Source organism: Arthrobacter methylotrophus (assembly GCF_039539965.1).
Classification (GTDB): Bacteria; Actinomycetota; Actinomycetes; order Actinomycetales; family Micrococcaceae; genus Arthrobacter; species Arthrobacter methylotrophus.
Genome location: NZ_BAABED010000001.1, coordinates 133,340 through 157,637, shown reverse-complemented (window position 1 = coordinate 157,637; position 24,298 = coordinate 133,340). Strand labels below are relative to the sequence as shown.

Annotated in this window: 27 protein-coding genes; 14 read left to right on the top strand and 13 right to left on the bottom strand. The window is 63.3% G+C overall.

The features are described 5' to 3' along the window. Nucleotides 1–84 precede the first annotated feature (84 nt). The 7 genes from ABD884_RS00795 to ABD884_RS00765 all read right to left on the bottom strand — a co-directional run bounded on the left by ABD884_RS00795 (nucleotide 85) and on the right by ABD884_RS00765 (nucleotide 5,313). Nucleotides 85–222 carry a daptide-type RiPP gene (locus ABD884_RS00795; RefSeq protein WP_345033781.1) on the bottom strand — a complete coding sequence of 46 codons (138 nt, stop codon included), beginning with the start codon at nucleotides 220–222 and terminating at the stop codon, nucleotides 85–87. Between the two features lie 54 nt (nucleotides 223–276). After that, a complete protein-coding gene (locus ABD884_RS00790) occupies nucleotides 277–402 on the bottom strand; it encodes a daptide-type RiPP (RefSeq protein WP_345054340.1) in 126 nt (41 codons plus the stop codon). Between the two features lie 46 nt (nucleotides 403–448). After that, nucleotides 449–592 carry a daptide-type RiPP gene (locus tag ABD884_RS00785; RefSeq protein ID WP_155854291.1) on the bottom strand — a complete coding sequence of 48 codons (144 nt, stop codon included), beginning with the start codon at nucleotides 590–592 and terminating at the stop codon, nucleotides 449–451. Nucleotides 593–596: 4 nt separating this feature from the next. Continuing rightward, nucleotides 597–1,811 carry a daptide-type RiPP biosynthesis dehydogenase gene (mpaC, locus tag ABD884_RS00780; protein WP_345033766.1) on the bottom strand — a complete coding sequence of 405 codons (1,215 nt, stop codon included), beginning with the start codon at nucleotides 1,809–1,811 and terminating at the stop codon, nucleotides 597–599. After that, nucleotides 1,808–3,097 (bottom strand): daptide-type RiPP biosynthesis aminotransferase, encoded by a 1,290-nt coding sequence (mpaD, locus tag ABD884_RS00775; RefSeq protein WP_345033762.1) that lies wholly within the window; start codon nucleotides 3,095–3,097, stop codon nucleotides 1,808–1,810. The genes mpaC and mpaD overlap by 4 nt, the downstream gene beginning before the upstream one ends. 58 nt (nucleotides 3,098–3,155) lie before the next feature. Next, nucleotides 3,156–4,184 carry a daptide biosynthesis RiPP recognition protein gene (gene mpaB, locus ABD884_RS00770; RefSeq protein ID WP_345033758.1) on the bottom strand — a complete coding sequence of 343 codons (1,029 nt, stop codon included), beginning with the start codon at nucleotides 4,182–4,184 and terminating at the stop codon, nucleotides 3,156–3,158. A 298-nt stretch (nucleotides 4,185–4,482) separates the two neighbouring features. Beyond that, nucleotides 4,483–5,313 carry a class I SAM-dependent methyltransferase gene (locus ABD884_RS00765; RefSeq protein ID WP_345033750.1) on the bottom strand — a complete coding sequence of 277 codons (831 nt, stop codon included), beginning with the start codon at nucleotides 5,311–5,313 and terminating at the stop codon, nucleotides 4,483–4,485. Between the two features lie 86 nt (nucleotides 5,314–5,399). Here ABD884_RS00765 and ABD884_RS00760 point away from each other — a divergent pair, with 86 nt between their 5' ends. Continuing rightward, nucleotides 5,400–6,374, top strand: a complete 975-nt coding sequence (locus ABD884_RS00760) for an NAD(P)H-quinone oxidoreductase (RefSeq protein ID WP_345054335.1) — start codon at nucleotides 5,400–5,402, stop codon at nucleotides 6,372–6,374. A 50-nt stretch (nucleotides 6,375–6,424) separates the two neighbouring features. Here the strand turns inward: ABD884_RS00760 and ABD884_RS00755 are convergent, their stop codons facing one another. Further along, the gene (locus ABD884_RS00755; RefSeq protein WP_345033745.1) at nucleotides 6,425–6,784 is read right to left on the bottom strand and encodes a hypothetical protein; all 360 of its coding nucleotides are present in this window, start codon (nucleotides 6,782–6,784) and stop codon (nucleotides 6,425–6,427) included. A 392-nt stretch (nucleotides 6,785–7,176) separates the two neighbouring features. On the opposite strand from ABD884_RS00755, the gene ABD884_RS00750 reads away from it, so the two are divergent. The 8 genes from ABD884_RS00750 (at nucleotide 7,177) to ABD884_RS00715 (ending at nucleotide 14,896) form a co-directional block, all read left to right on the top strand. Continuing rightward, entirely contained in the window at nucleotides 7,177–7,980 is an 804-nt protein-coding gene (locus ABD884_RS00750) for a hydroxypyruvate isomerase family protein (protein ID WP_345033740.1), read from the top strand. 112 nt (nucleotides 7,981–8,092) lie between these two features. Then, a complete protein-coding gene (locus tag ABD884_RS00745) occupies nucleotides 8,093–8,971 on the top strand; it encodes a 2-hydroxy-3-oxopropionate reductase (protein ID WP_345033734.1) in 879 nt (292 codons plus the stop codon). A 127-nt stretch (nucleotides 8,972–9,098) separates the two neighbouring features. Further along, a complete protein-coding gene (gene gcl / locus ABD884_RS00740; protein ID WP_345033726.1) occupies nucleotides 9,099–10,889 on the top strand; it encodes a glyoxylate carboligase in 1,791 nt (596 codons plus the stop codon). A 22-nt stretch (nucleotides 10,890–10,911) separates the two neighbouring features. After that, nucleotides 10,912–12,144: a glycerate kinase gene (locus ABD884_RS00735; RefSeq protein ID WP_345033723.1), complete on the top strand. Its 1,233-nt coding sequence runs from the start codon at nucleotides 10,912–10,914 to the stop codon at nucleotides 12,142–12,144. After that, nucleotides 12,137–13,498 (top strand): allantoinase AllB, encoded by a 1,362-nt coding sequence (gene allB / locus ABD884_RS00730; RefSeq protein ID WP_345033721.1) that lies wholly within the window; start codon nucleotides 12,137–12,139, stop codon nucleotides 13,496–13,498. The genes ABD884_RS00735 and allB overlap by 8 nt, the downstream gene beginning before the upstream one ends. 10 nt (nucleotides 13,499–13,508) lie before the next feature. After that, complete coding sequence (locus ABD884_RS00725) at nucleotides 13,509–14,150, top strand: winged helix-turn-helix domain-containing protein (protein WP_345033716.1); 642 nt, start codon at nucleotides 13,509–13,511, stop codon at nucleotides 14,148–14,150. Nucleotides 14,151–14,217: 67 nt separating this feature from the next. Beyond that, nucleotides 14,218–14,685, top strand: a complete 468-nt coding sequence (gene bcp / locus ABD884_RS00720) for a thioredoxin-dependent thiol peroxidase (RefSeq protein WP_345033713.1) — start codon at nucleotides 14,218–14,220, stop codon at nucleotides 14,683–14,685. 64 nt (nucleotides 14,686–14,749) lie between these two features. Continuing rightward, on the top strand, nucleotides 14,750–14,896 hold the full coding sequence (locus ABD884_RS00715; protein WP_345033710.1) for a hypothetical protein: 147 nt from the start codon (nucleotides 14,750–14,752) through the stop codon (nucleotides 14,894–14,896). Nucleotides 14,897–14,899: 3 nt separating this feature from the next. Here ABD884_RS00715 and ABD884_RS00710 read toward each other — a convergent pair whose 3' ends face one another. After that, the gene (locus ABD884_RS00710) at nucleotides 14,900–15,862 is read right to left on the bottom strand and encodes a patatin-like phospholipase family protein (RefSeq protein ID WP_345033706.1); all 963 of its coding nucleotides are present in this window, start codon (nucleotides 15,860–15,862) and stop codon (nucleotides 14,900–14,902) included. A gap of 258 nt (nucleotides 15,863–16,120) precedes the next feature. Continuing rightward, nucleotides 16,121–17,215: a pyridoxal-phosphate-dependent aminotransferase family protein gene (locus tag ABD884_RS00705; RefSeq protein WP_345033703.1), complete on the bottom strand. Its 1,095-nt coding sequence runs from the start codon at nucleotides 17,213–17,215 to the stop codon at nucleotides 16,121–16,123. 295 nt (nucleotides 17,216–17,510) lie between these two features. On the opposite strand from ABD884_RS00705, the gene uraD reads away from it, so the two are divergent. From uraD to purM, 5 genes are all read left to right on the top strand, one after another. Next, entirely contained in the window at nucleotides 17,511–18,041 is a 531-nt protein-coding gene (gene uraD / locus ABD884_RS00700; RefSeq protein WP_345033699.1) for a 2-oxo-4-hydroxy-4-carboxy-5-ureidoimidazoline decarboxylase, read from the top strand. Then, the gene (gene uraH / locus ABD884_RS00695; protein ID WP_345033691.1) at nucleotides 18,038–18,379 is read left to right on the top strand and encodes a hydroxyisourate hydrolase; all 342 of its coding nucleotides are present in this window, start codon (nucleotides 18,038–18,040) and stop codon (nucleotides 18,377–18,379) included. The genes uraD and uraH overlap by 4 nt, the downstream gene beginning before the upstream one ends. Nucleotides 18,380–18,477: 98 nt before the next feature. Then, nucleotides 18,478–18,858, top strand: coding sequence for a hypothetical protein (locus ABD884_RS00690; RefSeq protein WP_345033678.1), 381 nt, complete (start codon nucleotides 18,478–18,480; stop codon nucleotides 18,856–18,858). Nucleotides 18,859–18,919: 61 nt separating this feature from the next. After that, entirely contained in the window at nucleotides 18,920–20,539 is a 1,620-nt protein-coding gene (gene purF / locus ABD884_RS00685) for an amidophosphoribosyltransferase (RefSeq protein WP_345033674.1), read from the top strand. Further along, nucleotides 20,536–21,696: a phosphoribosylformylglycinamidine cyclo-ligase gene (gene purM, locus ABD884_RS00680; RefSeq protein WP_028265515.1), complete on the top strand. Its 1,161-nt coding sequence runs from the start codon at nucleotides 20,536–20,538 to the stop codon at nucleotides 21,694–21,696. Before purF ends, purM begins: the two co-directional genes overlap by 4 nt. Nucleotides 21,697–21,763: 67 nt before the next feature. Here purM and ABD884_RS00675 read toward each other — a convergent pair whose 3' ends face one another. The 3 genes from ABD884_RS00675 to ABD884_RS00665 all read right to left on the bottom strand — a co-directional run bounded on the left by ABD884_RS00675 (nucleotide 21,764) and on the right by ABD884_RS00665 (nucleotide 23,998). Then, nucleotides 21,764–22,549: a VOC family protein gene (locus ABD884_RS00675; protein WP_345033659.1), complete on the bottom strand. Its 786-nt coding sequence runs from the start codon at nucleotides 22,547–22,549 to the stop codon at nucleotides 21,764–21,766. 121 nt (nucleotides 22,550–22,670) lie between these two features. Further along, on the bottom strand, nucleotides 22,671–23,651 hold the full coding sequence (locus ABD884_RS00670) for a TIGR03086 family metal-binding protein (protein WP_345033646.1): 981 nt from the start codon (nucleotides 23,649–23,651) through the stop codon (nucleotides 22,671–22,673). Further along, on the bottom strand, nucleotides 23,648–23,998 hold the full coding sequence (locus ABD884_RS00665) for an ArsR/SmtB family transcription factor (RefSeq protein WP_345033639.1): 351 nt from the start codon (nucleotides 23,996–23,998) through the stop codon (nucleotides 23,648–23,650). The genes ABD884_RS00670 and ABD884_RS00665 overlap by 4 nt, the downstream gene beginning before the upstream one ends. Nucleotides 23,999–24,298: the final 300 nt, after the last annotated feature.

Below are 24,298 nucleotides of genomic sequence, written 5' to 3'. Positions count from 1 at the left end.
TAACTCGTACTCTCGGGAGGCACATGGGGGACGGGTGTGCGCGCGGGTGGCGAATATGAGCGCTTCCCCACCCGCGCGCACGGACTAGGTCGCGGCGATGCCAACGACGATGCCGGCGATGATGACGACGTCACCGGCACGGATGTACCACGGAGTGTCGTCAGGTGTGTCGAGGTTCTCCAGTTCTTCAACGGTCAGTTGAAGGTTTGAGGTTGCAATCATTTCTCCTCCTTTCAATGGCGTTTCTGGGTGTCGGATAGTTGGCTGTGCGTCCATCTAGGTGATGCCGACGGCAATGACGCCGATGGCCACACCTTGGGACACCCCGAGGAACCAATTGTTGAAGTCCGGTGTATCCATGGATTCGATTTCCTGGATGGAGATATTGAGCTGATCTTGCATTGTGTTCACCCCCTTTTGTTTCGTTTGCCTCATTTGTCCCGCCGCATCAGGTGATGGCGACGCCGAGTCCGACCAGAGAGAGTCCTACTGTGATTCCGTGGATACGTTCGCTCCAGTCGTCCGGAACTTCGATGCTTTCCAACTCCTGAATTTCAAGGTCCAGAAGCCTTGGTGCGCCGCTGCTGTTCATGTGTTCACCCCCTTTCCCTTACCACTCGTTGGTGGCCCACTGGGCTTGGCAAGGCTCGCCGCATGTTGATGGCTTTCCGGAGGACGCGCAGGATGTGGACCCCATCGACGCCGTGCAGCATGGGTAACACCCCGCCCCAGCGGCTGACGGCCAGGTTGGCTGTTTTCATGGCAGTCTGTTCGCTCAGTTCATCGAGCCCGTGGATTCCCCATCGCACCATGAGCTTCTTGATCCCGGAAGCTGCGGTGTCGCCAAGCGAGGGGTCAACACTCGTTACCGCGGACCACAGGGCGGCCAAACGATGGGGCTCGCCCCAGGCAGTGGCGCCGTTTTCAATCTCGTCCCATATCGCTTCAATGACAGTGGCGGTTGCGGTCATTTTCCTCACACCCGTCACGTACGCCAGTTCATTCGCGACGTACCAGTGTTTGGCCCCATACGGGTTGCGAGCGATGAGCGACCATCCGGTGTGGGTTTCCATGCTCAACCGGGCCGCAGCAAGCCGCAGCTCCGGGGAGTCTTCGCGCGTCAAGCGATGCCCCAACCGCACCATTCGCACCAGAACCGAGAGCGCGTCGTCGTCGAAAATACTCGGGGAACTGCCGATCATTGTTCCGGCCACCCGGAGAAGCGCTTCGAGCAGCCCTTCGAGCACCAGCTGCCGCGGGAGGGTGGACAAATGGCCGGCATCAAGTACCGCGACGTCACCTGAAAGGTGACGTGAAGCAATCAGGTGGCGTCCGACGTCGGTGTCCAGACACGCTACAGCGCTGACTTCGGCGCCGGTTCCCACAGTGGACGGCATCAGAATGGTTCTGGGTCGAGTATTTGGCTCGGCCCCGAAAGGCAGGACGATGAGGCCCGATCGCTTGGCGTGACGCGCCGCGAATTCAGCAAAACACGGATCGGCTGTGAAGAGCGCGGAGATTTTCACTGCGTCCAGGACGGAACCGCCCCCAAGTCCCACAACGGTGGTGAGATCGTAGCCCCGGATAAACTCCTCAACAAGCCCTAGGGTCGTGAAAGAGACAGGCCGCGCGCCGAGCTCCAGGACCGGCGTTCCCTTGAGATCCCCATCCAGGAGTCGATCCCGGTGTTCCGGGAGTGCGCCGTCCACAACAAGTCCGGTCCGCCCACGGATCAGAGTGCCGACATATCTGGCAGACGTTCCCTGATCGAGAATGACGCAGCGCGTGTTCCAGGTCCGGTCGGCGATCATGCGAAGATCCCGTCCCGATGGGCGGCGCTGAGACCGGCTGTGATTGCGGCGTGGAGTTCCTCAAAGTTCTCTTCTGTGAAGACCAAGGCCGGAAGGAGTTGGATCCTCCCCGGTCCTGGCTGCACGATTGCGCCAGCTTGATGAATATGCCTCACGACGGCCAGGACGCCGTCTGCTGACAGCGGTTCCCCCTGCGCTGTTTCCAGCTTGATTCCCCGCATGCAGCCCCGACCGGTTGTGGTGCTGACGCCCGGAATGCCCATGAGCCGGACAATGAGGCGATCAAGTCCAGCCGAGACCACCGCTGTGAGACCGCCATGGTCCAGCCTTTTCATTTCCTCGATGGTCGAAAGTATCGCGGCGCACGTGGCGGGTGTTCCTGCTTGGGTTTCTCCATGGACAAAGACAGATTCCGTGGAATCGAACTTTCGGGTTACTCGCTGTCCAATCAGAAGGGCGGCACACGCACTGGTACCGTTCGTCATGGCCTTGGACGTCACAATGATGTCCGGGGCCGTGGGCCATTCATCCGAGACGAACCATGAATTCACTCGTCCGAAGCCCGTGGCCACTTCATCTGCGATGGCCAGGAAGCCGTGCTCCTCCCGGAAGGTCAACAAGGAACGCACGAAGCTCGCTGGCACGACGTCCGCCCCGGATCCAAGGACAGGTTCAACGATGACTGCGGCCACTCTGTGGCCTTCCCTGCGCATTAATAGCGCCAGTTCGGCGCCCCCGTCGTCGAATCTGATGTGCCGTATATTGCGGCGGTCCACCCCGTAGATCGTCTGAGCGAGGTGGTCACCGCTGAGAGCCTGGCTCCCGTAGGTCAGCCCGTGATAGCTGCCGACCAGCCCTACGATGATTTTTCGCTCGGGTTGTCCGTCCAAGAGGAAGTATTGGCGCGCGAGCTTCATGCCGGCGTCGTTGGCAGCACCCCCGGAAGTAGAGAAGACCACCCTCTCGAAGGAGTGAGCCGGGAGTGAGAGCAGCGCGTTTGCCGCCTCGATTGCTTTGCGATTCGCAGTCCTGAACAACGGAAGATAGGACGCTGCCTCAAGCTCTCTGGCAATTGCACCGGCAATTCGCGGGTTACCGTAGCCGAGGTTGGTGTTCCACAGTCCGCTCTTTGCGCACAGGCGTCGTTGCCCGTCTTCAAAATCTACGTGGACGCCATGGGCCCTGACGGCAGTGTAGCTATCGACGGGAAAATTGTGTTGGGTAACAAATGGTACCCAGAGCGGAAGTCGGGTGCTGGAGGTATCAAGGGCGGGTGCGGCAGTCATCAGGTGTCGGTCCTCGGAATTGGACGGGCGGTGGCCGGCAAGTTGACGTTTATGGAGCTCAGCCGGCGCCGAAAACGTCCACGCCTGCCCGTTCGAACTGTTCTAGGACGGCTCGTGTGGATTCCTCGGCTGCCGCTACGGAAACGCCCAGGGCAGCAGCTACCGCAGACGCAGCGAGCTGGAGATGCCGCAGATTCGAGAGGGCCTCGATGATGGCCGCCGCATCAGGTCCAACCCGGAAAGTCCGGCCCGACGTGGTGTCCAGGAGTGTGTACTGTCCATCGCTGTGGATGATGAAGGGAGCGCGTGGTGAGGGGAGATCGTCAGTGGGCGATGCTCCGTAGACGCTGGCGCCAAAGCCGACAATCGTAGCTTTGGAGCGATCGTCCCGGGGAATGAACTTCCAGGCATCCAGTGCAGCCAAGTAACGGGGAATCCAAGGCCGGGCGCCGAGGGAATCACGAACAGCCTCCGCATCACAGACAGAAGCCAGTGCAGATTCCGGTTCCAGCGCAAGGCACCTTGTCCGAATGTCTGCCAAGGAATCGCCCGCCTTGCCAACAGTGGATCCGTAGGGACCGCTGAGTACCGTTCCGTCAGATGCGATGTGGAGCCTTGCGAGGGGGGAATCAACGCCTTGACCGCCGTCTAGAAGGCCGCGCTCTGCAAAGACGGCGTTGACTTCGGTAAGCTGCCACACGAAATGGCCCGATCGTCGAGCTTCTTCTGCGTCGTCGAAGAAGGCCTGCCAGTCTTCAGAAGTAGTAATCCTGACAACCGTGACTCCCATGAGGCTGATGAACGGAATGGCCAGGTAGTCCTGGACCTCGAGGCTGAGGCTGCCGGCAACCAGCAGCTCTTCCCCGACGACATCGAAGAACCCCGAGACCGGAACCACGGTGTCTTCATCGGCGCCGTTCCCGCCGTCGAGCACGAAGACGATCGATTGCTCGCCGGCAAGCTCCTTTGCATACGGAGCGTGCTCAGGATTCTCAACGAAGATTGCATGATCCGGAATTCGACCGGGAATGCCCGTAATCCACTGGTCCATCGCTGCGCCAACCGCCTGTTGCTGACTTAGTTTCATTTCCCAACCCCCCATAAGTTGCGTCCTGTACCGGCACCGTGGAAAGGCCCTCCGATGATCGGCGGCACGGGGACCGTCCTTGTGTAGGAGACTAGGGCCGCAAAAACGGCCTCAGTGTAGAAAAGGGGGAAATTCAGTGCTGACGGACCAGAATTAAGGGTGGAATCGGGCAATCTACGTGTGGTTGGTGACGGTTCTCCGTGTAATTCCAGCGTGAGCACGTGGACAAGCCAGTGCACGCCTAGTGCCTAGCGTTGACCCTCCGTGCGAGCGGCCATGGTGTTCCTGGCCCGAGTCCTCAAAAAAGGGTGGCGGTCACCAAATGGGTGCGGAGATTGGATTCGTGGCCAGCGTCCCTTGCGCCGGGGCGCTGGGTTAGTCGGCCGAAGTTTGCCGCGGGCTGTCCAGGGTGAACCACCGCGGCGTTGTTCCAGCCCCCGGCCTTGAAAAGTGCCTTGGGCGAATCTGTGCAGAAGGGCAGGGGGCGGCCGGCCTTCTTGCGCGCGGTCACCAGCGGTGCCATGCCTTCCAATTCTAAAAGCCCGGTGCCGAAGATGTCCGCCAGGAAGGTGGAGCCTTTGGCGGATAGGGCTGCTGTGGCGTGCACCAGAGACTCGGCATCGATGGCAGCGAGATAGTAGAAGAGCCCCTCGGCTACCCAGATCGTCGGTGCTCGCTGGTCAAAGCCTGCATCGAGAAGGGCCTCGGTCCAAGGGCCAGACAGGTCCGCGTGGACGCACCTTCGTTCACCTCGGGCAGTTGCCGTGCACAGGATGGGCTCTTTCTCAGTAAATGCCTCCGCATAGTCGATCTCGAACACGGTGCACGATGCCGGAAGGGGCAGCCGAAAGGCCCTGGTATCCAAGCCGGCACCAAGCAGGACGATCTGTGAGTTCGGCCGGGCCGCGCGGATGATCTGATCATCAAAATAACGTGTCCGGACCGGGAGGAATGGGTTGTAGTCTGCGGCTTCCACTGTGGCCTTGCCGGTTTCTCCCGCCAGTTGCTCGGCCCACGGATCGTTGAAAAGCCGATCCGCGCGGGCGGTTTCAAGGGCCCGCGCGGCGGCAATCCACCGGCCCGTGCCTACAACGGTTGCCTGCGCCTGCGGTTCAAGATGCGGGGTCATTCCTCCACTTTAGCGAGGGACGGATTGTGGTCCTGGTCGTGTCCTAACCGTGAAACGATGCAGCTCCACGACGGACGAGGCCTAGCCTGCGCGCGGTGCGTTTCCGTTTCCCCGGCGGACCGGAAACCTTGCGCGTGGAAGAGCTTGACGATCCGGTTCCAGGAGCCGGAGACGTCCTTATCGACGTCGCCGCCGCTGGCCTGAACCGGGCGGATGCCCTGCAACGCAGGGGCCGCTACAACCTACCTCCCGGTGCCAGCGACATCTTTGGCATGGAAGTCTCTGGGCGGATCGCCGGGCTAGGTCCGGACGTAACGGGGTTCAGGATCGGGGATGAGGTGGTCGCGCTACTGGCATCCGGCGGCTACGCGAGCCTCGTGGCAGTCCCGGCGGGGCAAGTTCTACCGGTTCCATCCGGCATCGGGCTCCTCGAAGCCGCCGGAATTCCGGAAGTCGCAGCTACGCTGGTTTCCAATGTGGTCATGACCGGTTCGTTCCGCGAGGGGGAGACGGTCCTGATTCACGGCGCCACCGGCGGTATTGGCACGTTCGGAATTCAACTGGTCAAGGCACTAGGCGGACGAGTGGCCGTCACGGCCTCCACCTCGGAAAAGCTCGCTGCCGCCCGGGCCCTCGGCGCCGACGTCGTGATCAACTACACAAGCGAAAACTTCGCTGAAGTCCTTGATGGCATCGGCGGCGCGGACATCGTTTTGGACACTGTGGCGGGTCCCTATCTGGACCGGAACCTGCGGGCCCTGGCTCCCTTTGGAAGGATCGTCACGATCGGGATGCAAGGAGGGGCGGAAGGGACTCTCGACTTCGCCAAACTGATGAAGAAGAAGGCCTCGGTTCATGGAACGCTGCTCCGTGACAGGCCACCCTGGCAGAAGGCTGAGATCATGAACCGCACGCGGGACCTGGTCTGGCCCCTGATCGAAACCGGAGCCATCACGATCACCACGGACACCGTATTTGCCCTCTCCGACGTTGCATCGGCCCACGCCTACTTCGACTCCGGAAACCACGTCGGCAAGATGATCCTAGACTGTAGCCGCTAACACCACGACGGCGTGGCTGGGTATCGGCCACCCCGTGACCGCCAACATGCCTAGAGACGATTGACAGATTGCTTCTGAGCCTCTTCGGCATCCGCGATGAGCGCCATTGTTCCGATAGAAAACGCGCCGACCGTCCAGAGCCACATCGAAAGCGATCCGGGGAAAGCAACGGTCGAGGCTGACATAAAGACGCCACTGCCAATCCCGCTGATTATGAAGAGAACAGCATCGCGCTTCGGACTTCGTTTTGTTGCGAGCACTACCACCAGGGCAATCGCCCCCGCGGCCAAGAATGTCCAAGCAAGCAGCGGCGTTCTCAGTCCGTGAAGAAGCCCCATGACGCCACTGCCGGAGATACAAGCGAGCGCGAAGACAGAGGCGGCAGTGCGGATCCTTGATGAATAGATCAATGTCAGGCCTTTTCTGGGTTTCAGGGCAACTTCTGTGGCTAGAACCGGATAGCCCGATTCTGTGCCATTCCGAAGCCCGTTTTCGCGCGTCTACGTGAAGAAATCGGAAAGATCAGTGGGCTGAAACCCCAAGCTCCGTGTGCCTGGGCCACACACGGAGGCGCACACGCTGTGCACGGAGTTGCTTCTGGGTGTTGTGGACGGATACCTCGGGCCGCCGTCCCCCCTTGACTCCCACCCCCACCTTCCCTAAACTTTTCATAAAGCAGAATCTAAATTCCACAAAGCGGAAACTTATCAAGTATGGGCAAGCGGAAACTTACCAAGGCTAGCCAAGCCAACGAAGCCCAGCGGAACATAGATCCCAAGCCCTCCCCGGAAGGACACCTACGATGACGTACACAGTGAACTGCTCCATCCTCCTCACGGAGCTGCCCCTGCTCGAGCGCCCCGCGGCCGCGAAGGCCGCCGGCTTTGACGCCGTCGAATTCTGGTGGCCCTTCGACACGTCCGTTCCCACGGACGCAGAAACCACGAAGTTCGAGAACGCCATCAAGGACGCTGGCGTTCAGCTCACCGGCTTAAACTTCAATGCCGGCAACATGCCGGCCGGCGACCGCGGCCTGGTCTCCTGGCCCGCACGCTCCTCCGAATTCCTGGACAACATCGACGTTGTCGCAGGCATCGGCGAGCGGCTCGACTGCAAGGCATTCAACGCCCTCTATGGCAACCGTGTTGACGGCGAATCGGCCGAGAAGCAGGACGCCATCGGCGCCGAAAACCTGGCCAGCGCAGCAGAAGGCATCGCACGCATCGGCGGCACCGTCCTCCTCGAACCCGTCAGCGGTGCCCCCAAGTACCCGCTCCTCAAGGCCGCCGACGCCCTCAAAGTGATCGCTCGTGTCAAGGAAGAATCCGGCGCCACGAACGTCAAGCTCCTCGCCGACTTCTACCACCTGGCAGTCAACGGGGACGACGTCGCAGCCGTCATCGAGAACCACGCCAAGGACTTCGGCCACATCCAGATCGCCGACAACCCCGGCCGCGGGGCTCCCGGAACCGGCGAGCTTCCCCTCGGCGAATGGATCGCCCGCAGCCGCGAACTCGGCTACGAAGGCTTCATCAGCCTCGAATACAAAGAACCGCAGGAAACGGCCTTCAGCTGGGCCATCCGCCAGCGCGCCACGTCCCACTAGTCCCCACCCCCTCCCACCCGCCCAACTGACTAGCAGTTGATGTCGTTATGAGCCCTCAAAACGACATCAACTGCTAGCTAGTTGGGTCCAGCAGACTTCACTAAGGAAAATCATGAGCAACGTTGCAGTCATCGGACTCGGAATCATGGGCCTCCCCATGGCCATCAACCTGGTCAAGGCCGGCCACACCGTCACCGGATTCAACCGCAGCCAGGACAAGATCGACAAGCTCGTCTCCGAAGGCGGCAAGGGCGCCACCAGCATCGCCGACGCCGTCAAAGACGCCGACGTCGTCATCACCATGGTGCCGGACTCCCCCGACGTCGAAGGCGTCGTGAGCGGCCCGGACGGTGTCTTCGCCAACGCAAAGAAGGGCGCCCTCTGGATCGACGCGAGCAGCATCCGCCCGGACGTCGCGAAGCGCCTGTCAGATCAGGCGACAGCAGCCGGCATCCGCCCCCTCGACGCCCCCGTCTCCGGTGGCGAACAGGGCGCCATCGACGCGGTCCTCTCCATCATGGTTGGCGGTGACGCAGCCGACTTCGAAGCAGCCCAGCCGGTCCTCAACGCCGTCGGCAAGACCATCGTCCATGTGGGCCCCTCCGGCTCCGGCCAGACCGTCAAGGCAGCCAACCAGCTGATCGTGGCCGTCAACATCGAGGTCCTCGGCGAGGCCATCGCCTTCCTTGAGGCCTACGGCGTGGACACGGATGCAGCCCTCAAGGTCCTCGGCGGCGGCTTGGCCGGATCCAAGGTCCTCGAGCAGAAGGGCCAGAAGATGCTCGACCGCAACTTCGACCCCGGCTTCCGCCTGGCCCTCCACCACAAGGACCTCGGCATCGTCACCTCCGCAGCCCGCGAAGCCAACGTCGCAGTCCCGCTCGGCGCCGTCGTTGCACAGCTCGTCGCCGCCACCGTCAACCAGGGCGACGGCGGCCTCGACCACTCGGGACTCTTCAAGCAGGTCCTCCAGCTCAGCGGCCGTAAGTAAAGCCACGCGCTAAGGCGCGACAACCAGCACAACAGGGCACCCGCCGTCGTACTTCACGACGGCGGCTCCCCCACTACACCCAAAAGCCGCCCACGGCGGGCGAAACAGACTTTTCAAGGAGCACACCATGACGAAGATGCGCACTGTAGACGCAGCCGTCGCCATCTTGGCAAAGGAAGGCGCCATCGAGGCGTTCGGCCTGCCAGGCGCGGCAATCAACCCCTTCTACTCGGCAATGCGGGCCCACGGCGGCATCCGCCACACCCTGGCCCGGCACGTTGAAGGCGCCAGCCACATGGCCGACGGCTACTCCCGGGCAGCGGACGGAAACATCGGCATCTGCATCGGCACCTCGGGCCCCGCAGGAACGGACATGATCACCGGCCTGTACGCAGCCTGGGCGGATTCCATCCCCATGCTCTGCATCACCGGCCAGGCCCCCGTCGCCAAACTGCACAAGGAAGACTTCCAGGCCGTGGACATCGAGTCCATCGCCAAGCCGGTCACCAAGATGGCCATGACCATCCTGGAACCGGGACAGGTTCCGGGCGCCTTCCAGAAGGCCTTCCAGCTGATGCGCTCCGGCCGTCCCGGTCCGGTCTTGCTGGACCTGCCGTTCGACGTGCAGATGGCCGAGATCGAATTCGACATCGACGCCTACGAGCCCATCGCCGTCGAAAAGCCCAAGGCCAGCCGCAAGCAACTGGAAAAAGCGCTGGACATGCTCACCGCAGCCGAGCGCCCGCTGATCGTCGCCGGTGGCGGCATCATCAACGCCGGTGCCTCCGCTCAGCTGGTTGAACTGGCCCAACTGCTCAACGTTCCGGTCATCCCCACCCTGATGGGCTGGGGCACCATCCCGGACGACCACGCGCTGATGGCCGGCATGGTGGGCCTGCAGACCTCGCACCGCTACGGCAACGAGACCATGCTGGCCTCGGATTTCGTGATCGGGATCGGCAACCGCTGGGCCAACCGCCACACCGGCGGCCTGGACACCTACACGGCCGGCCGCAAGTTCGTGCACATCGACATCGAACCGACGCAGATCGGTCGCGTGTTCTCACCGGACTTCGGTATCGCGTCCGACGCCGGCGCGGCGCTGGACGGGCTGATCGAGCTGGCCCGCGAGCGCCAGGCGGCCAAGTCCCTTCCGGATTACTCCGCCTGGGTTGCCGAGTGCACCGCACGCAAGGGTTCCCTGCACCGCAAGACGCATTTCGAGAACGTGCCGATCAAGCCGCAGCGCGTGTATGAAGAGATGAACAAGGCTTTCGACAAGGACACCACCTACGTGTCCACCATCGGCCTCTCGCAGATCGCCGGTGCACAGTTGCTGCACGTCTTCGGTCCGCGCAAGTGGATCAACGCCGGCCAGGCGGGCCCTCTGGGATGGACATGTCCCGCCGCCTTGGGCGTTGTCCGCGGCAAGCCGGACGAGACCGTTGTTGCCCTGTCCGGCGACTACGACTTCCAGTTCATGATCGAAGAACTGGCAGTGGGCGCGCAGTTCAACCTGCCGTACATCCACGTGGTGGTGAACAACTCGTACTTGGGCCTGATCCGGCAGTCGCAGCGCGGCTTCAACATGGAACAGAACGTGTCCCTGGCATTCGAGAACATCAACTCCACTGATCTCTCTGCAACAGCAGCGGGCTACGGCGTGGACCACGTCAAGGTGGCCGAGGGCCTCGGCTGCAAGGCCATCCGCGTGGAAGACCCGTCCGACCTGCCCGCCGCGTTCGACAAGGCCAAGGCACTCATGGGCGAGTTCAAGGTTCCCGTAGTGGTTGAAGTGATCCTGGAGAAGGTCACCAATATCTCCATGGGTGTTGAAATCGACGGCGTGAACGAGTTCGAAGAGCTGGCCGAGCGTGCCGAGGACGCCCCCACTGCGATCATCGCCCGGCGGGCCTAGTAAGTACTGAAGGAGGTACGGAATGCGTGTGGTCATAGCTCCGGACAAGTTCAAGGGATCGCTGTCAGCTCCCGAGGTCGCCAGCCGCTTGAGCACGGGATTGCGGGCAGGTTTCGCCGCCAGTCACCCGGCCGAGGGCTTTGAAACCACGCTCATTCCAGTGGCCGACGGCGGCGAGGGGACTCTCGACGCCGCCGTCGGCTCCGGCTTCACCCGCCGCAGCGCGACGGTCACCGGACCCACGGGCCAGCCGATCACAGCCGAATTCGCCGTCCGCGGCAAGGAAGCCGTCATCGAAATGGCCGAAGCCTCGGGACTCGCAGTGCTCCCAGGCTTCGGCGACGGAAGCGCGCCAAACACCGAAACCGCCAGAAACTCAACCAGCCTGGGCACGGGCGAACTCATCCGCGCCGCCCTGGACCTCGGCTGCCGGCACATCATCCTCGGCGTCGGCGGCAGCGCCAATACCGACGGCGGCGCAGGAGTCCTGCAGGGCCTCGGCGCCCTGCTCCTCGACGCCGACGGCAACGAACTCCCCGCCGGCGGAGCCGCGCTCGGCCGCCTTGACCGGATCGACCTCTCGAACCTCGACGTCCGCTTGGAAGTCGCCGAGTTCGTCCTGGCGTCCGACGTCGACAATCCCCTTTTGGGCCGCACCGGCGCCGCCGCGATCTTCGGGCCGCAAAAGGGCGCGACGCCGGAAGACGTCGCCGCGCTCGATGCCGCCTTGGCCCACTTCGTCCGGGTCCTCGCCGGCGAAATCGGCCCCGAAGCCGAGGACGCCGCACAGGCGCCGGGCGCGGGTGCGGCAGGCGGCGTCGGCTATATTGCCATCGCGGCGCTGGGCGCGGCACGCAGGCCGGGCATCGACGTCGTCCTCGAATTCACGGAATTGGAGCAGCGGCTGGCGGGCGCAGACCTGGTGATAACCGGCGAAGGCAGCCTCGACGAACAGAGCCTGCTCGGCAAAACGCCCATGGGTGTGGCGCGGGCGGCAGCGCGTTCCGGGGTCCCTGTGATTGCCGTCTGCGGCCGCAGTACGCTGAGCCCGGAACAACTTACGGAGTCCGGTTTCGAGTCGGCCCACGCATTGACCGAGCTCGAAGCCAATGTAGAGAAATGTATAGCTGAAGCAGGGCCGCTGCTTGAAGAATTGGGTAAGCACATCGGCGTGCGCCTTTCGGGAAATTCCCAGAGCCAGGCACCCACCCAAGACTCAGCGCGAACCGAGACCAAGGAGCCACTCCATGTCTGAAGAGACCACCACAGCACACGGCCCGTTTGACCTGGTCATCCGTGGCCAACGCGTCCTCACCACCGCCGGCATTACCGCCCGCGAGGTTGGCGTCCGCAACGGCGTGATCGTCGCGATCGAACCCTTGGGGAACGGCTTGCAGGGTGCTCAGGTGATTGAACTCGCCGACGACGAAACCCTCATCCCCGGTCTGGTGGACACCCATGTGCACGTCAACGAGCCCGGCCGCACCGAGTGGGAAGGCTTCGCCTCTGCCACCCGCGCTGCCGCAGCCGGCGGCGTCACTACCATCATCGACATGCCGCTGAACTCCATCCCGCCCACCACCAACGTGGACGGCCTCAAGCTCAAGCGCGAAGTGGCCGAGGACCAGGCGTTCGTGGACGTCGGATTCTGGGGCGGCGCCATTCCGGGCAACAAGAAGGACCTCCGCCCGCTGCATGACGAGGGAGTCTTCGGCTTCAAGTGCTTCCTGCTCCATTCCGGCGTGGACGAGTTCCCGCACTTGGACGCGGACGAGATGGAAGAGGACATGGCTGAGCTCAAGTCCTTCGACTCCCTCATGATCGTCCACGCCGAGGACTCCCATGCGATCGACCACGCGCCCCACCCCGGCGGCGCTCATTACTCCACCTTCCTTGCCTCCCGCCCCCGCGGCGCCGAGAACAAGGCCATCGCCGAGGTCATCGAACGGGCCCGCTGGACCGGTGCGCGTGCGCACATCCTGCACCTCTCGTCGTCGGACGCTCTGCCCATGATCGCGTCGGCAAAGCGCGACGGCGTCCATCTCACCGTGGAAACCTGCCCGCACTACCTCACGCTGATGGCCGAGGAAATCCCCGATGGCGCCACCGCCTACAAGTGCTGCCCGCCCATCCGCGAGGCCTCCAACCGCGAGCTGCTCTGGCAGGGACTCCAGGACGGCACCATCGACTGCATCGTCTCAGACCATTCCCCCTCGACGCTTGACCTGAAGGACTTGGAAAACGGCGACTTCGCTGTGGCCTGGGGCGGCGTCTCCTCGCTGCAGCTGGGGATCTCGTTGATTTGGACCGAGGCAAGGCACCGCGGAATATCCTTGGAACAGGTCGTGTCCTGGATGTCGGAGAAGCCCGCAGCTTTGGCCCGGCTGCACAACAAAGGCCAGCTCGCGCTCGGGTACGACGCGGATTTCTCGATCTTCGCGCCCGACGACGCGTTCGTCGTCGACGTCAAGAAACTCAAGCACAAGAACCCGATCACGCCGTACGACGGCAAGGCACTCTCCGGCGTCGTACGCAGAACGTACCTGCGCGGCAACGAGATCGACGGCCGGACGCCCAGCGGCAAACTGATTCGCCGCGGCGGCGTGTAAGTCCACACCCATGGCCGTCAACGTCCATGCCCCGTATGGGCAACTTCCCGCCCGGTTCAACGCCTCGCGGCACCAGCCAGCTTCCGTGGTTCGGCCGGGGCTGTACCCGCGCGGCCTGGCCGTGTGGGTACAGCCGGGTGAAGGCTGCGACATCGATCCTGAGGTTTGGGCCCGGGCCGCTGAAGCGGTCCTGGCCCGGGCCCGCAAACTTGCTCCGGGGGCGGAAGTCCTCCTTTGGCCCGCCGCCGGAGCTGCAACGTCCGACGGCGAAAGCCGCCCCGCCGCTGTCAACCCACCGGTTGTCCTGGCTAACGCCCGGGCCGGCCGGCGCAGCACGGTAGCAGTGGATCTCGCCGCAGACACTGTCCTGCTGGATGGCGACCCTGTCGGCTTCACGGCGATGGAGCAGAGCCTCTTGCGCTACCTCGTGGAGAACCTGTCCCGGGCCGTTCCACGTGAAGAATTGCAACGTTTTTTGGAGTCACTTGACTGTCCCGGCGCGGCATTCCGGTCCATCGACGTGTATGTTGGACGCGTCCGGCGCAAGTTGGGCTCAGCCCGTCATGTCATCGCCACAGTGCGTGGAGACGGCTACCAGTTCGTGCCCGGACCTGGCTCCACAGTCCGCGGACCCGCGGAATACTGCATCTAGGCAGACCGTTAAACCTTTAGATTGATCGCCGGCCACGGCGGTTGCCCGACAAGTCAAGGATCGCAACATGACCCAGAAGCTCCTCGCCGGAACCCAGGCCCCCGATTTTTCCCTGCTCGATTCCGAAGGCCAAAAGATCTCCCTCTCGGACTATCGCGGGCGCAACGTCATTGTGTACTTCTACCCCAAAGCCGCCACCCCCGGTTGCACCACCGAGGCATGCGACTTCCGGGACAGCCTGTCCAGCCTCCAATCCTCCGGTTACGAAGTCCTGGGCATCTCTCCCGACGCCCCGGAAGAGATCGCACGCTTCGCCGGGGACTACGCCCTGACCTTCCCGCTCCTCTCTGACCAAGACCACGCAGTGGCCTTGGCCTACGGTGCCTGGGGCGAGAAGCTCGTGAACGGCGAAGTAGTTGACGGTTTGGTCCGCTCCACCGTGGTGCTCGACGGCGAAGGAAAGGTCAGGCTGACCCAGTACCAGGTCAAGGCCGACGGCCATGTAGCAGAGCTGAAGGCCGAACTCGGACTCTGATCCCCCGTCTCTCCCGCGACGCCCGCTCACTTATGAGCCCCTCCAGCATGATCCTCCCTCACCTATGAGCCCAAATGACGGGACCCTCCTGCAGATGATTATCTGCAGGAGGGTCCCGGATATTCCGGCCAAAGACGAGCGAGCGTCAGATCAGTTGCCGCTCGGCGCCGATGTAAGCGAACCGGTCACCATGTTCCGCTTTGTTGCTTGAACGTCAGCACCAGAACTCGGCGAGCTGCTCGGCGAGGGCTCTGCCTTGCTCGTGTCCGGCCCGGGCCGCGGCAGGACGCATGGACAGATCCATCGCATTGGCGCCGAACAGGTGCTCGGCGTTGCTGTCCGGGAAGATCGTCTCGACCCTGCTGCCGCCTGCGCGTAGCTCGTCGACCTGCGCCGCGAGCTGCATGCCCCAGTCCAACGGATGTAGGGTTCTGCCGCCGAATGGTGACAGAACCAGCACCCGCGCGTGTCCGGCCGCGAGATCGGCATTCTCGTTGCGTCGGTAGCCGCCGTCGATGTATCGGTTGTCCCCCATCCGGTAGGGAAGACCGCTGGAACAGCTGGCGGCGATGGCGTCCGCCAGCTCGACCCCGCTCTGGCGGTCGAACACTACCGGCTCACCTGTTCTGGCATCGACCGCCGTGATGAGCACTGTTCGTTGTGGCCAGCTCTGACTGGGCAACCGCGAGCCGACGATAGTGCGCCACTGTGTCGACCAGGAGCCGTCCGACGCCGCATCCAGATCGAGTGCCGCCGCGCCCATTCTGCGGCGCATGTCAACCGCGTCCTCAGCGGAGGCGATGATTCTGCTCATCCTCTCCAACTGGTCCACCACCGGCCTACCAGGATTGCGTCCCCGGTCGGATCCGACCAACGGACCGGTCCGTTGCGGGGGGACGGCGGACAGGATGGCTGCGAGCAGCTCGGTCGGGGTCGCGCCAGCTATCTGGGCCGCCGCCGTCGAGCCGGCCGACGTCCCGATGGTCAGATCGGCAGTCGTCACGTCCAATCCGGCACCGAACAGGCCGGCGACGACACCGATCAGCCACGCGTTGCCTGTCGATCCGCCGCCTCCGAGGACCAAGGCTCGCTCACCGTGGCCCATCAGGAGCAGCGGCGCGCGGTCGGATGCCGACGTCGAGGTGACGTTCAGAGTTGAAAAAGGTGTTGTATTCATGGGAGTCGCCTTTCGCGAATTGCCTGATCTGGCGCTCCCGGTGGCGACTACTTCAGTCGCGCGATCGTGGACTGCAGGGAGCACCCACTGTGGATACTGCGTTCATGGGTCTCACCTCCTGCCGATAGATCACGATCACCGGAACGCTAGCACGGCGACGACCCGGTGCGCAATCGGACGGGACTGCAGGAGGGTTTCCTTGTTTTCGGCCATAGCTGAGCGAGCGTCTGGGAATTGGCGCCCATAGCTGAGCGAGCGTCACGCTTTCGCGATCGCCTCTTCCAGTGCACCAAGGACAAGCTTCACCGATGCCCTGTTCGCGTTCGGACCCATCATGCCGATCCGCCAAATGGTCGACGTAAAATGGCCCGCACCGGAGCCGATTTCAATGCTGAAGTTCTTCAGAAGGTAAGTGCGGACGGCGGCCGAGTTCACGCCGTCGGGCACTTTGACTGTGGTGAGGCTCGGCAGGCGCGAGCCTTCGGCAGCAAATAGCTCCAAGCCCATGGCTTCAAGTCCCTCCCGCAACTCGGTTCCGGCAGCGCGGTGCCGCGCCTGGACAGCGGCCAACCCCTCGGCAAGGATGCGGTCCAGCCCGGCCTCGAGCCCGGCGATCATGGTCACTGGCGCTGTGTGGTGATACGTCCGGCTGCCACTCGCCGCGCCAACATATCCACCCAAAAGACCGATATCCAGGTACCACGAACGCGGATCCTTGATGCGCCGCTCGAAAGCGCGCTCAGACACGGTGAAAGGGGACAATCCAGGAGGCGTCCCCAAGCACTTCTGCGTCCCGGCGTACCCGACGTCGATCCCCCACTCGTCAGCCAGGAGCTCCAGCCCGCCGATGGACGTCACCGCGTCCACGATCAAGAGGGCGTCGCCCTTGCCGGCCCCAAGGGGCGCGACGTCGGACAGGACGCCTGTGGAGGTTTCGGCATGGACGGCGGCAATCACCTTGGGATGCGGGTGTGCGGCGAGGACTCTTTCCGCATCGACTGGCTGGCCCCATTCATGGTCGACGCGCACTACCGTGGCACCGCAGCGCCGGGCCACCTCGCACATTCGCTCCCCGAAAAGGCCGTTGACGGCGATTACTGCCACATCGCCGTCGGACACTGTATTAACAAAAGCGGCCTCCATCCCGCCTGAGCCTGTGGCACTCAACGGCAAGGTGCGGGTATTCCGGGTCCCCCACATGGTCCGGAGCCCGGCGCATGTCCGGTCAAGGCGCCTAATGAATACCGGATCCAGGTGACCGATCACCGGATACGCCAACGCGGCGGTCACTTCCGGATAGCAGTTGCTGGGACCGGGTCCGAAGAGATACCGGGACGTCAGGACCTCTGGCATGGCGAAACTCCTTTGGCTGGTGCTGACATTGTCCACCAGACAGTAAAGGTGAGCGAGCGTTTCGGGATTTCGGGTCAAAGGTGAGCGAGCGTTTCGGGCGGAGGGAGGACCGAGGTGCGGTACTCTCTTGACACCGCCGTACTCTTTGGATTGACTATTACGCATGCTGAAATAACAGTTCCATGATGTGGAAGACCAGAGGAGCCCAGGCGCCCAAGTCCATCCGGCGGAAATCGCCGGAGTTCCGCATAGCCAACACCATGGATGCCAGCACTCGCACGAGGAATGAACAAGCATGCAGCTTGAAATATTCAACAACGTGGACCGTGCGGACGCGATCGACGTCCTGCGCCCGTGCCTCGATATCCAGCGCTGGGTGGAGCACATCGCGGATGCGCGCCCCTTTCGCAGCCTGGACTCCCTGCTCGACTTTGCCCGGGAAACCGCCGAACCGTTCACGTCGGACGAAGTAGCGGCCGCGATGGCCCACCACCCGCGGATCGGCGAACGGCCCAAGGCCCACACCACCGAAGCCGCTATGTCCCGCTCGGAACAGGCCGGCGTGGATCCCAACGACGACGGCCTGGTCAGAGCCTTGGCGGAAGGCAACCGTGGATACGAGGCCAAGTTCGGCCGCGTCTTCCTGATCCGCGCCGCGGGACGGACAGCCAAGGAGATTCTGGCCTCCCTCCAGGAACGGCTCAACCACACCGCCGAAGAAGAAGACGTCATCGTGGCGGGCCAATTGCGCGACATCGCGCTGCTGCGCCTTGCCGGTGTGATCAGCGAAGCCAGCGCGAGCAGCGAAGGAGTACCCAGCAAATGAGCGTTTCCCAAATAACCACCCACATCCTGGACACCGGCTCCGGCCGTCCGGCTGCCGGCGTCGCCGTCGTTCTCTCAGTGCGCGACGGCGATAACTGGAGGCAGATTGCCCGCGGCACCACCGATGCGGACGGCCGGATCAAGGATCTGGGTCCTGAAAGAGTCGACGGCGGCAGTTACCGCTTGAACTTCGCCACCGGGCCGTACTACAAGGCACAGGGAGTGGAAACCTTCTTCCCGGAGGTGGACTTGAGCTTCACGGTGTCCGACGCCGGCGAGCATTACCACGTGCCGCTGCTGCTCAGCCCGTTCGCCTTCTCCACGTACCGAGGAAGCTAGTTCTTCCGAGTCGGCCGCCCAACTAGCTCGCAGTTGTTGTCGTTTTGACGCCTCATAACGACAACAATTGCGAGCTAGTTGGGTGGACGGAGCCGGACATGTCTCGAAACGGTAGGCTGGAAGGCATGGCTTTTGAGGAACCCCACACCCCTGGCGTCGGAAACGGCACCCCAGCACCCCGCGGCCCCGCCGAGCGCCGTGGGATCACGGTCCGTCGCGCGCCGAAATTCGTTCCGTTCATGGTCCTGGGTGCAGTCATCGGGATCATCGTTGCCGCACTGGTGGCTTACGGGATCCCCGGCGATGCGAGTTTCGACACCGGGGCGGTCTTCGGATTCTTCCTGATTTCGTTTGCCGCCGGTGGAGTCCTGCTAGGTTCAATCGCAGCCCTCATCCTGGACAAGGTCAGCGTGCGGCGCACCCAGCGCGCGGTCGTGGAGTCCGTACCCAACCCGACAGAGGACGACGCCGAAGCGTAGGATCCCGGTCACAAAGTCGCGTGGGGAAAATACCACGCCAACATCATGCGACAATTGACCAGTGGCACGTGGCGACGGAAAACTTTCTCATGATCTTCTCCCCGACGAAAAAGGACCTCAGGACGCTTGTGGCGTCTTCGGGGTCTGGGCTCCCGGCGAAGAGGTAGCAAAACTCACCTATTACGGGCTGTACGCGCTGCAGCACCGCGGACAAGAATCGGCTGGTATTGCTACCAGTGACGGCAAGCGCATCAATGTCTACAAAGACATGGGCCTCGTGTCCCAGGTCTTCGACGAGACAACGCTGAACACCCTCACGGGACACCTTGCCGTCGGACACTGCCGCTACTCCACCACCGGTGCCAGCCATTGGGCCAACGCTCAACCGACCCTCGGTGCAACTGCTACCGGAACCGTGGCACTCGCCCACAACGGCAATCTGACCAACACCGCCGAACTCCGGGAAATGATCCTCGAGCGCAACGATGGCCAGCTGACCGGAGAAATGAAGCAAGGCAACACCTCGGACACCGCCCTGGTCACCGCCCTGCTCGAAGGCGAAGAGGGCAAGACCCTCGAACAGACCGCGCTTGAACTGCTTCCCAAGATCCGCGGCGGATTCTGCTTCGTGTTCATGGACGAAGGCACCCTCTACGCCGCCCGCGACACCTACGGCATCCGCCCCCTGTGCCTTGGCCGCCTCGAGCGCGGCTGGGTTGTCGCCTCGGAGCAGTCCGCGCTGGCAACCGTGGGTGCGAGCTTCATCCGCGAGATCGAGCCCGGCGAGTTCATTGCGATTGACGAGAACGGCGTCCGTTCCCAGCGCTTCGCGGATGCGACGCCGGCCGGTTGCGTTTTCGAGTACGTCTACCTTGCGCGTCCCGACGCTTCGATTGCCGGACGTTCCGTGTACGAGTCCCGCGTGGAGATGGGCCGCCAGCTGGCCCGCGAAAACACCCAGGTAGCCGACATCGTCATCCCGGTCCCGGAATCCGGCACCCCCGCCGCGGTCGGCTACGCCGAAGAGTCCGGTATCCCGTTCGCCCACGGCTTCGTCAAGAACTCTTATGTGGGCCGCACGTTCATCCAGCCTTCGCAGACCCTGCGCCAGCTCGGCATCCGGCTCAAGCTCAACGCCCTCGAATCCGTGATCCGCGGCAAGCGCGTGGTGGTTGTGGATGACTCGATCGTGCGCGGCAACACCCAGCGCGCCATCGTGCGGATGCTCCGCGAAGCCGGCGCCGCAGCCGTCCATATCAAGATTTCCTCCCCGCCCGTGCAGTGGCCCTGCTTCTACGGCATCGACTTCGCCTCCCGCGCTGAACTGATCGCCAACGGCGCCACCATCGAGGAGATCTCCCACGCCATTGGCGCAGATTCGCTGGCGTACATTTCCGAAGACGGCATGATCGGCGCCACCCAGCAGCCTCGCGAACGCCTCTGTACCGCCTGCTTCACGGGCCGGTACCCCATCGCACTTCCGGGTTCGGACAAACTCGGCAAGAACCTGCTTGAGCGCACCGACCTCGGCGGGCTGCCGGCGTCGGGCACTTCCACGGAAACCGTAGACGCAGACTCGGACGACCCGGCCAACAAGCCCGGCGCGACGGGTTGCGACCCCGGACCCGACGCCGAGTTTGAGAACCTGCTGACCGACGCCGATAAGAAAGAGTCTGTATGACCTCCGCATCCTCCGCCGCTGAGAACGCAACCGGCATCACCTATGCGTCCGCCGGCGTCGACGTCGAAGCGGGCGACCGCGCCGTCGAACTCATGAAGGACGCCGTCAAGGCGACCCACAACAGCTCGGTGCTCGGCGGCGTCGGCGGTTTCGCCGGCCTGTATGACGTCTCCAAGCTGCTCACGTACAAAAGGCCGCTCCTGGCCACGTCCACGGACGGTGTCGGCACCAAAGTTGCCATCGCCCAGGCCATGGACATCCACGACACCATCGGCTTCGACCTCGTCGGCATGGTGGTGGATGACATCGTAGTAGTGGGTGCCGAGCCGCTCTTCATGACCGACTACATCGCATGCGGCAAGGTTGTCCCCGAGCGCATCGCGGACATCGTCCGCGGCATTGCCGCTGCCTGTTCTGTTGCCGGCACTGCCCTGGTGGGTGGCGAAACCGCTGAGCACCCGGGCCTGCTGGGTGAGAACGAGTACGACGTCGCCGGTGCAGCTACAGGTGTTGTCGAAGCCGACGCCCTGCTTGGACCGGACCGCGTCCGCGCTGGCGACGTCGTGATCGGCATGGCGTCTTCAGGCCTGCACTCGAACGGTTACTCTTTGGTCCGCCGGGTGATCAACCACGCCGGGTGGGCCCTGGACCGTCAGGTTTCCGAGCTCGGCCGCACTTTGGGCGAAGAGCTTTTGGAACCGACCCGAGTCTATGCCGCAGACTGTTTGGACCTCGCCCGCGCGTTCCCGGTCAGCGGCATTGGTACCGCAGCCGGCGCCGTGCACGGCTTCAGCCACGTTACCGGTGGCGGACTCGCAGCCAACCTGGCCCGTGTGCTGCCGCAGGGTCTCGTGGCCACGGTTGACCGCGCCACGTGGGAACTGCCCGCCATCTTCAAGCTCGTCTCCGAACTCGGGAATGTGCCCCTGGCTGATCTTGAGCGCACGCTCAATCTGGGTGTTGGCATGGTGGCCATCGTGTCGCCGGAGATCGCTGACGCCGCCGTAGCCCGCCTCAACGAGCGCGGACTGCCGTCATGGGTGATGGGTACTGTTGCCGCGGACTCCGCGTCCGTTGACAAGAGCGGCCCGGACTACGTTCAAGGCGCCAAGGGCGTCGACGGCGGCGCCGTGCGCCTCGTGAACGCCTACGCCTAAGGGTCCTTAACGCAAACGAGTGCCCACCCAATTGCCGATCCGGCAGTTGGGTGGGCACTCGATTTATTTAAGAGCTTTCGCCGGCCATCACGCTGAAGGCTGCCCCGGCGGGGTCGCCGAGAACTGCCATGCGGCCGACCCCGGGGACATCGAAGGCAGGCGCGAAGACCTGGGCCCCGAGTTCCACGGCCTTCGCCACGGATTCGTCCACGTTCGCAACATTGAAGTATGTCATCCAGAACGGCGGCATGCCCTCCATGGGCTGCTTCATGGCGCCGGCCACGGACTTCCCGTCCACCAACAATTGGGTGTATTCCTGCAGATCGCCGGCTGCTGCGGTTTCGCTGGAGCATCCCGTCACGGATTCATAGAAAGCCACGGCCTTGGGGACCTCGTTTGTCTGCAGCTCGTTCCAGAGCACCGTGCCCGGTTCATTGACCAACCCGGCACCGTGGTGGCTTCCGGCCTCCCAGAAACCAATCTGGGCACCCGTGGGATCAGCGGCAAAGAACATGCGGCCGCTCCCGTTGGGGACGCTGTCCGGCGGGAACAGGATGTTGCCACCCGCCGCCGTCGCGCGTTCAGCTGCCTCGTCGACGGAATCGACGGCGAGGTAGTTGGCCCAGTAGGACGGTGCTCCTGCCGCAGCCATGTCCGGCATTTGCTGCATCATGCCCGCTACATAGCGGTCCTGCAGCTTGGCCATGTAGTAGGTCATACCGTTGCCAGCATCCATCGCATCCAGTTCCCAGCCGAACAGATCACCATAGAAGGCCTTGGAAGCCTCAATGTCCGACGACGACAGGTCCACCCAACACGGAGTTCCCTGCTTGTAGCTATCAACCTGCGGCATTGCTATCCCTTCGTTGAGTAGCGGGCTTACGCCAGCGGATACCACGTTCAAAGTAGTACGAGGGTCCGACACTGACAACAGCCAGCGCGGATGGATCCCCTTTAGAGCGGCGCCGGAACCCTTATGCGTGAACAGTCCGGCCCGTGAAAGCGACCAGGCGCTCCAGGCTGGATGCCGTCTCGGCGACTTCCTGGGCCGGGGCGAAGCTGCCGCTTGAGCGGACCTGCTCGCTGATCGTGTTCTGCGCGAGGACCTCGACGTAATCGGTGAGCTCATCCGCCACCGACACTTCGAGGCCCAGGGCCTTGGCGAAGTCCCAAGCGTGGACGAGGAACTCGAGGTTGAGGATGGAGGCCACCATCGTGGCCGGCAATTCGGCGAAGCCCATGTCGATGGTGCCTTCGAGGCCGCGGCGGTAGAAAGCCTCCAGCGTGGGCTGGGCGAGGTCGGCGATGCGCACCTCAGGCGACTTTCCGGCGTCGTCGGCTACCTCGGCACCCAGGGCCCTTGCGATGCCGCCAATCGATCCCGCAAGGTGGTCAAGCAACTGCGACACGTTGAAATCGGCGCACGGAGTCTGGGTCTGCGCGTCGGCTGCGGTGACGTGCGCCAGCACCCGCTGCACGATGGCAAGCGTGGCGTCCGCAGAGGTGAGCTCGTTGAGATCGGCAGGGGCAGCGGCCCATTCGTCGGCACCTGCGTCGCCCGTGGAGGCCTCGGCGAGGAGACGGTCGAGGTAGTGGTTCCAGCCCTCGGAGTGGGCTGCGAGGGCTTCCGGCGTCGGAAGGCCTTCGTGCACGAAGCGCACCGTGGTCCCGCCGTCGGCTGGCTCAAGGGTGATGGCTACGGTGGAGACGTTGTCCGCCGGGGCCTCCGGCTGCTCCCAGGCCCAGGTGAAGACCACGCGCTTGCCCGGTTCGATTTCGGTGAAGGTTCCGGCTGCGTGGTGGCCAGGAGTGACGGTCCAGCGGTACTCGCCGCCGACCTTCAGGTCGACGCGTGCGGCAACGGTCTGCCAGCGGCGGAGGCGTGCAGGCTGCGTGATGAGTTCGAACGCCTGGTCGACGTTGAGGGGAAGAAGAACGGTCTTGTCGTAAATCATGATGATTCCTCTGTTGTTTGAGGGCGGTCGGTGGTGAAGTTTTGTGCGTCAGCGAGGAGCATGTCCAGCTCCGCGGTCCAGAACTGCTCAAAAAGCATCCGGAGTTCTCTCATGCCGACGTTGTCCAAGCGGTAGAAGCGGTTGCGACCTTCTTTGCGGGCGGCAACGAGGCCTACCTCCTCCAGCAGCAACAAGTGCTGCGAGATGGCGGATCTGCTCACGGTGAATTCGGCTGCCAGCTCCGTCACAGTGCGCTCGCCCACCACAAGCAGGTGCAACAGACGCCGCCTATTCGGCTCCGCGGCAACTTCCAGTGGGTCGAGCATAATTAATACGTTAGTCGTCACTAACGCATACTGTCAACAGCTTTCGAGAGCGCACTATCAACGACTACAGAACCGCAGGATCCATGGACCTCGTCGGATACTGCTGGATCATTCTCTTCGCCGAAGGTGCAGGTCCCGCGATTTACACACGTTTTTCCTATAACCCCGGAAAACACCTTGGTCCGGCAAAAAGGGGAACGAAAAAGGCCCGTAGGGCACGCCAATCATGGCGAGCCCTACGGGCCAAATCGTTATGAGTGGCATCCGGGGACGCCACATGACCTCGTGTACGACGGCGGTACGCAACTCGATGCCGAAAGG

What these genes read in the sequence shown, in the direction of transcription:
- allB (WP_345033721.1), top strand. Translation starts at nt 12,137, where the DNA reads ATGTCTGAAGAGACCACCACAGCACACGGCCCGTTTGACCTGGTCATC.
- mpaB (WP_345033758.1), bottom strand. Translation starts at nt 4,184, where the DNA reads ATGAAACTAAGTCAGCAACAGGCGGTTGGCGCAGCGATGGACCAGTGG.
- mpaD (WP_345033762.1), bottom strand. Translation starts at nt 3,097, where the DNA reads ATGACTGCCGCACCCGCCCTTGATACCTCCAGCACCCGACTTCCGCTC.
- ABD884_RS00795 (WP_345033781.1), bottom strand. Translation starts at nt 222, where the DNA reads ATGATTGCAACCTCAAACCTTCAACTGACCGTTGAAGAACTGGAGAAC.
- purM (WP_028265515.1), top strand. Translation starts at nt 20,536, where the DNA reads ATGACCTCCGCATCCTCCGCCGCTGAGAACGCAACCGGCATCACCTAT.
- uraH (WP_345033691.1), top strand. Translation starts at nt 18,038, where the DNA reads ATGAGCGTTTCCCAAATAACCACCCACATCCTGGACACCGGCTCCGGC.
- ABD884_RS00690 (WP_345033678.1), top strand. Translation starts at nt 18,478, where the DNA reads ATGTCTCGAAACGGTAGGCTGGAAGGCATGGCTTTTGAGGAACCCCAC.
- ABD884_RS00785 (WP_155854291.1), bottom strand. Translation starts at nt 592, where the DNA reads ATGAACAGCAGCGGCGCACCAAGGCTTCTGGACCTTGAAATTCAGGAG.
- ABD884_RS00715 (WP_345033710.1), top strand. Translation starts at nt 14,750, where the DNA reads ATGAGCCCAAATGACGGGACCCTCCTGCAGATGATTATCTGCAGGAGG.
- ABD884_RS00675 (WP_345033659.1), bottom strand. Translation starts at nt 22,549, where the DNA reads ATGCCGCAGGTTGATAGCTACAAGCAGGGAACTCCGTGTTGGGTGGAC.
- bcp (WP_345033713.1), top strand. Translation starts at nt 14,218, where the DNA reads ATGACCCAGAAGCTCCTCGCCGGAACCCAGGCCCCCGATTTTTCCCTG.
- ABD884_RS00765 (WP_345033750.1), bottom strand. Translation starts at nt 5,313, where the DNA reads ATGACCCCGCATCTTGAACCGCAGGCGCAGGCAACCGTTGTAGGCACG.
- ABD884_RS00710 (WP_345033706.1), bottom strand. Translation starts at nt 15,862, where the DNA reads ATGAATACAACACCTTTTTCAACTCTGAACGTCACCTCGACGTCGGCA.
- ABD884_RS00725 (WP_345033716.1), top strand. Translation starts at nt 13,509, where the DNA reads ATGGCCGTCAACGTCCATGCCCCGTATGGGCAACTTCCCGCCCGGTTC.
- ABD884_RS00790 (WP_345054340.1), bottom strand. Translation starts at nt 402, where the DNA reads ATGCAAGATCAGCTCAATATCTCCATCCAGGAAATCGAATCCATGGAT.
- ABD884_RS00705 (WP_345033703.1), bottom strand. Translation starts at nt 17,215, where the DNA reads ATGCCAGAGGTCCTGACGTCCCGGTATCTCTTCGGACCCGGTCCCAGC.
- ABD884_RS00745 (WP_345033734.1), top strand. Translation starts at nt 8,093, where the DNA reads ATGAGCAACGTTGCAGTCATCGGACTCGGAATCATGGGCCTCCCCATG.
- gcl (WP_345033726.1), top strand. Translation starts at nt 9,099, where the DNA reads ATGACGAAGATGCGCACTGTAGACGCAGCCGTCGCCATCTTGGCAAAG.
- ABD884_RS00750 (WP_345033740.1), top strand. Translation starts at nt 7,177, where the DNA reads ATGACGTACACAGTGAACTGCTCCATCCTCCTCACGGAGCTGCCCCTG.
- uraD (WP_345033699.1), top strand. Translation starts at nt 17,511, where the DNA reads ATGCAGCTTGAAATATTCAACAACGTGGACCGTGCGGACGCGATCGAC.
- mpaC (WP_345033766.1), bottom strand. Translation starts at nt 1,811, where the DNA reads ATGATCGCCGACCGGACCTGGAACACGCGCTGCGTCATTCTCGATCAG.
- ABD884_RS00735 (WP_345033723.1), top strand. Translation starts at nt 10,912, where the DNA reads ATGCGTGTGGTCATAGCTCCGGACAAGTTCAAGGGATCGCTGTCAGCT.
- ABD884_RS00670 (WP_345033646.1), bottom strand. Translation starts at nt 23,651, where the DNA reads ATGATTTACGACAAGACCGTTCTTCTTCCCCTCAACGTCGACCAGGCG.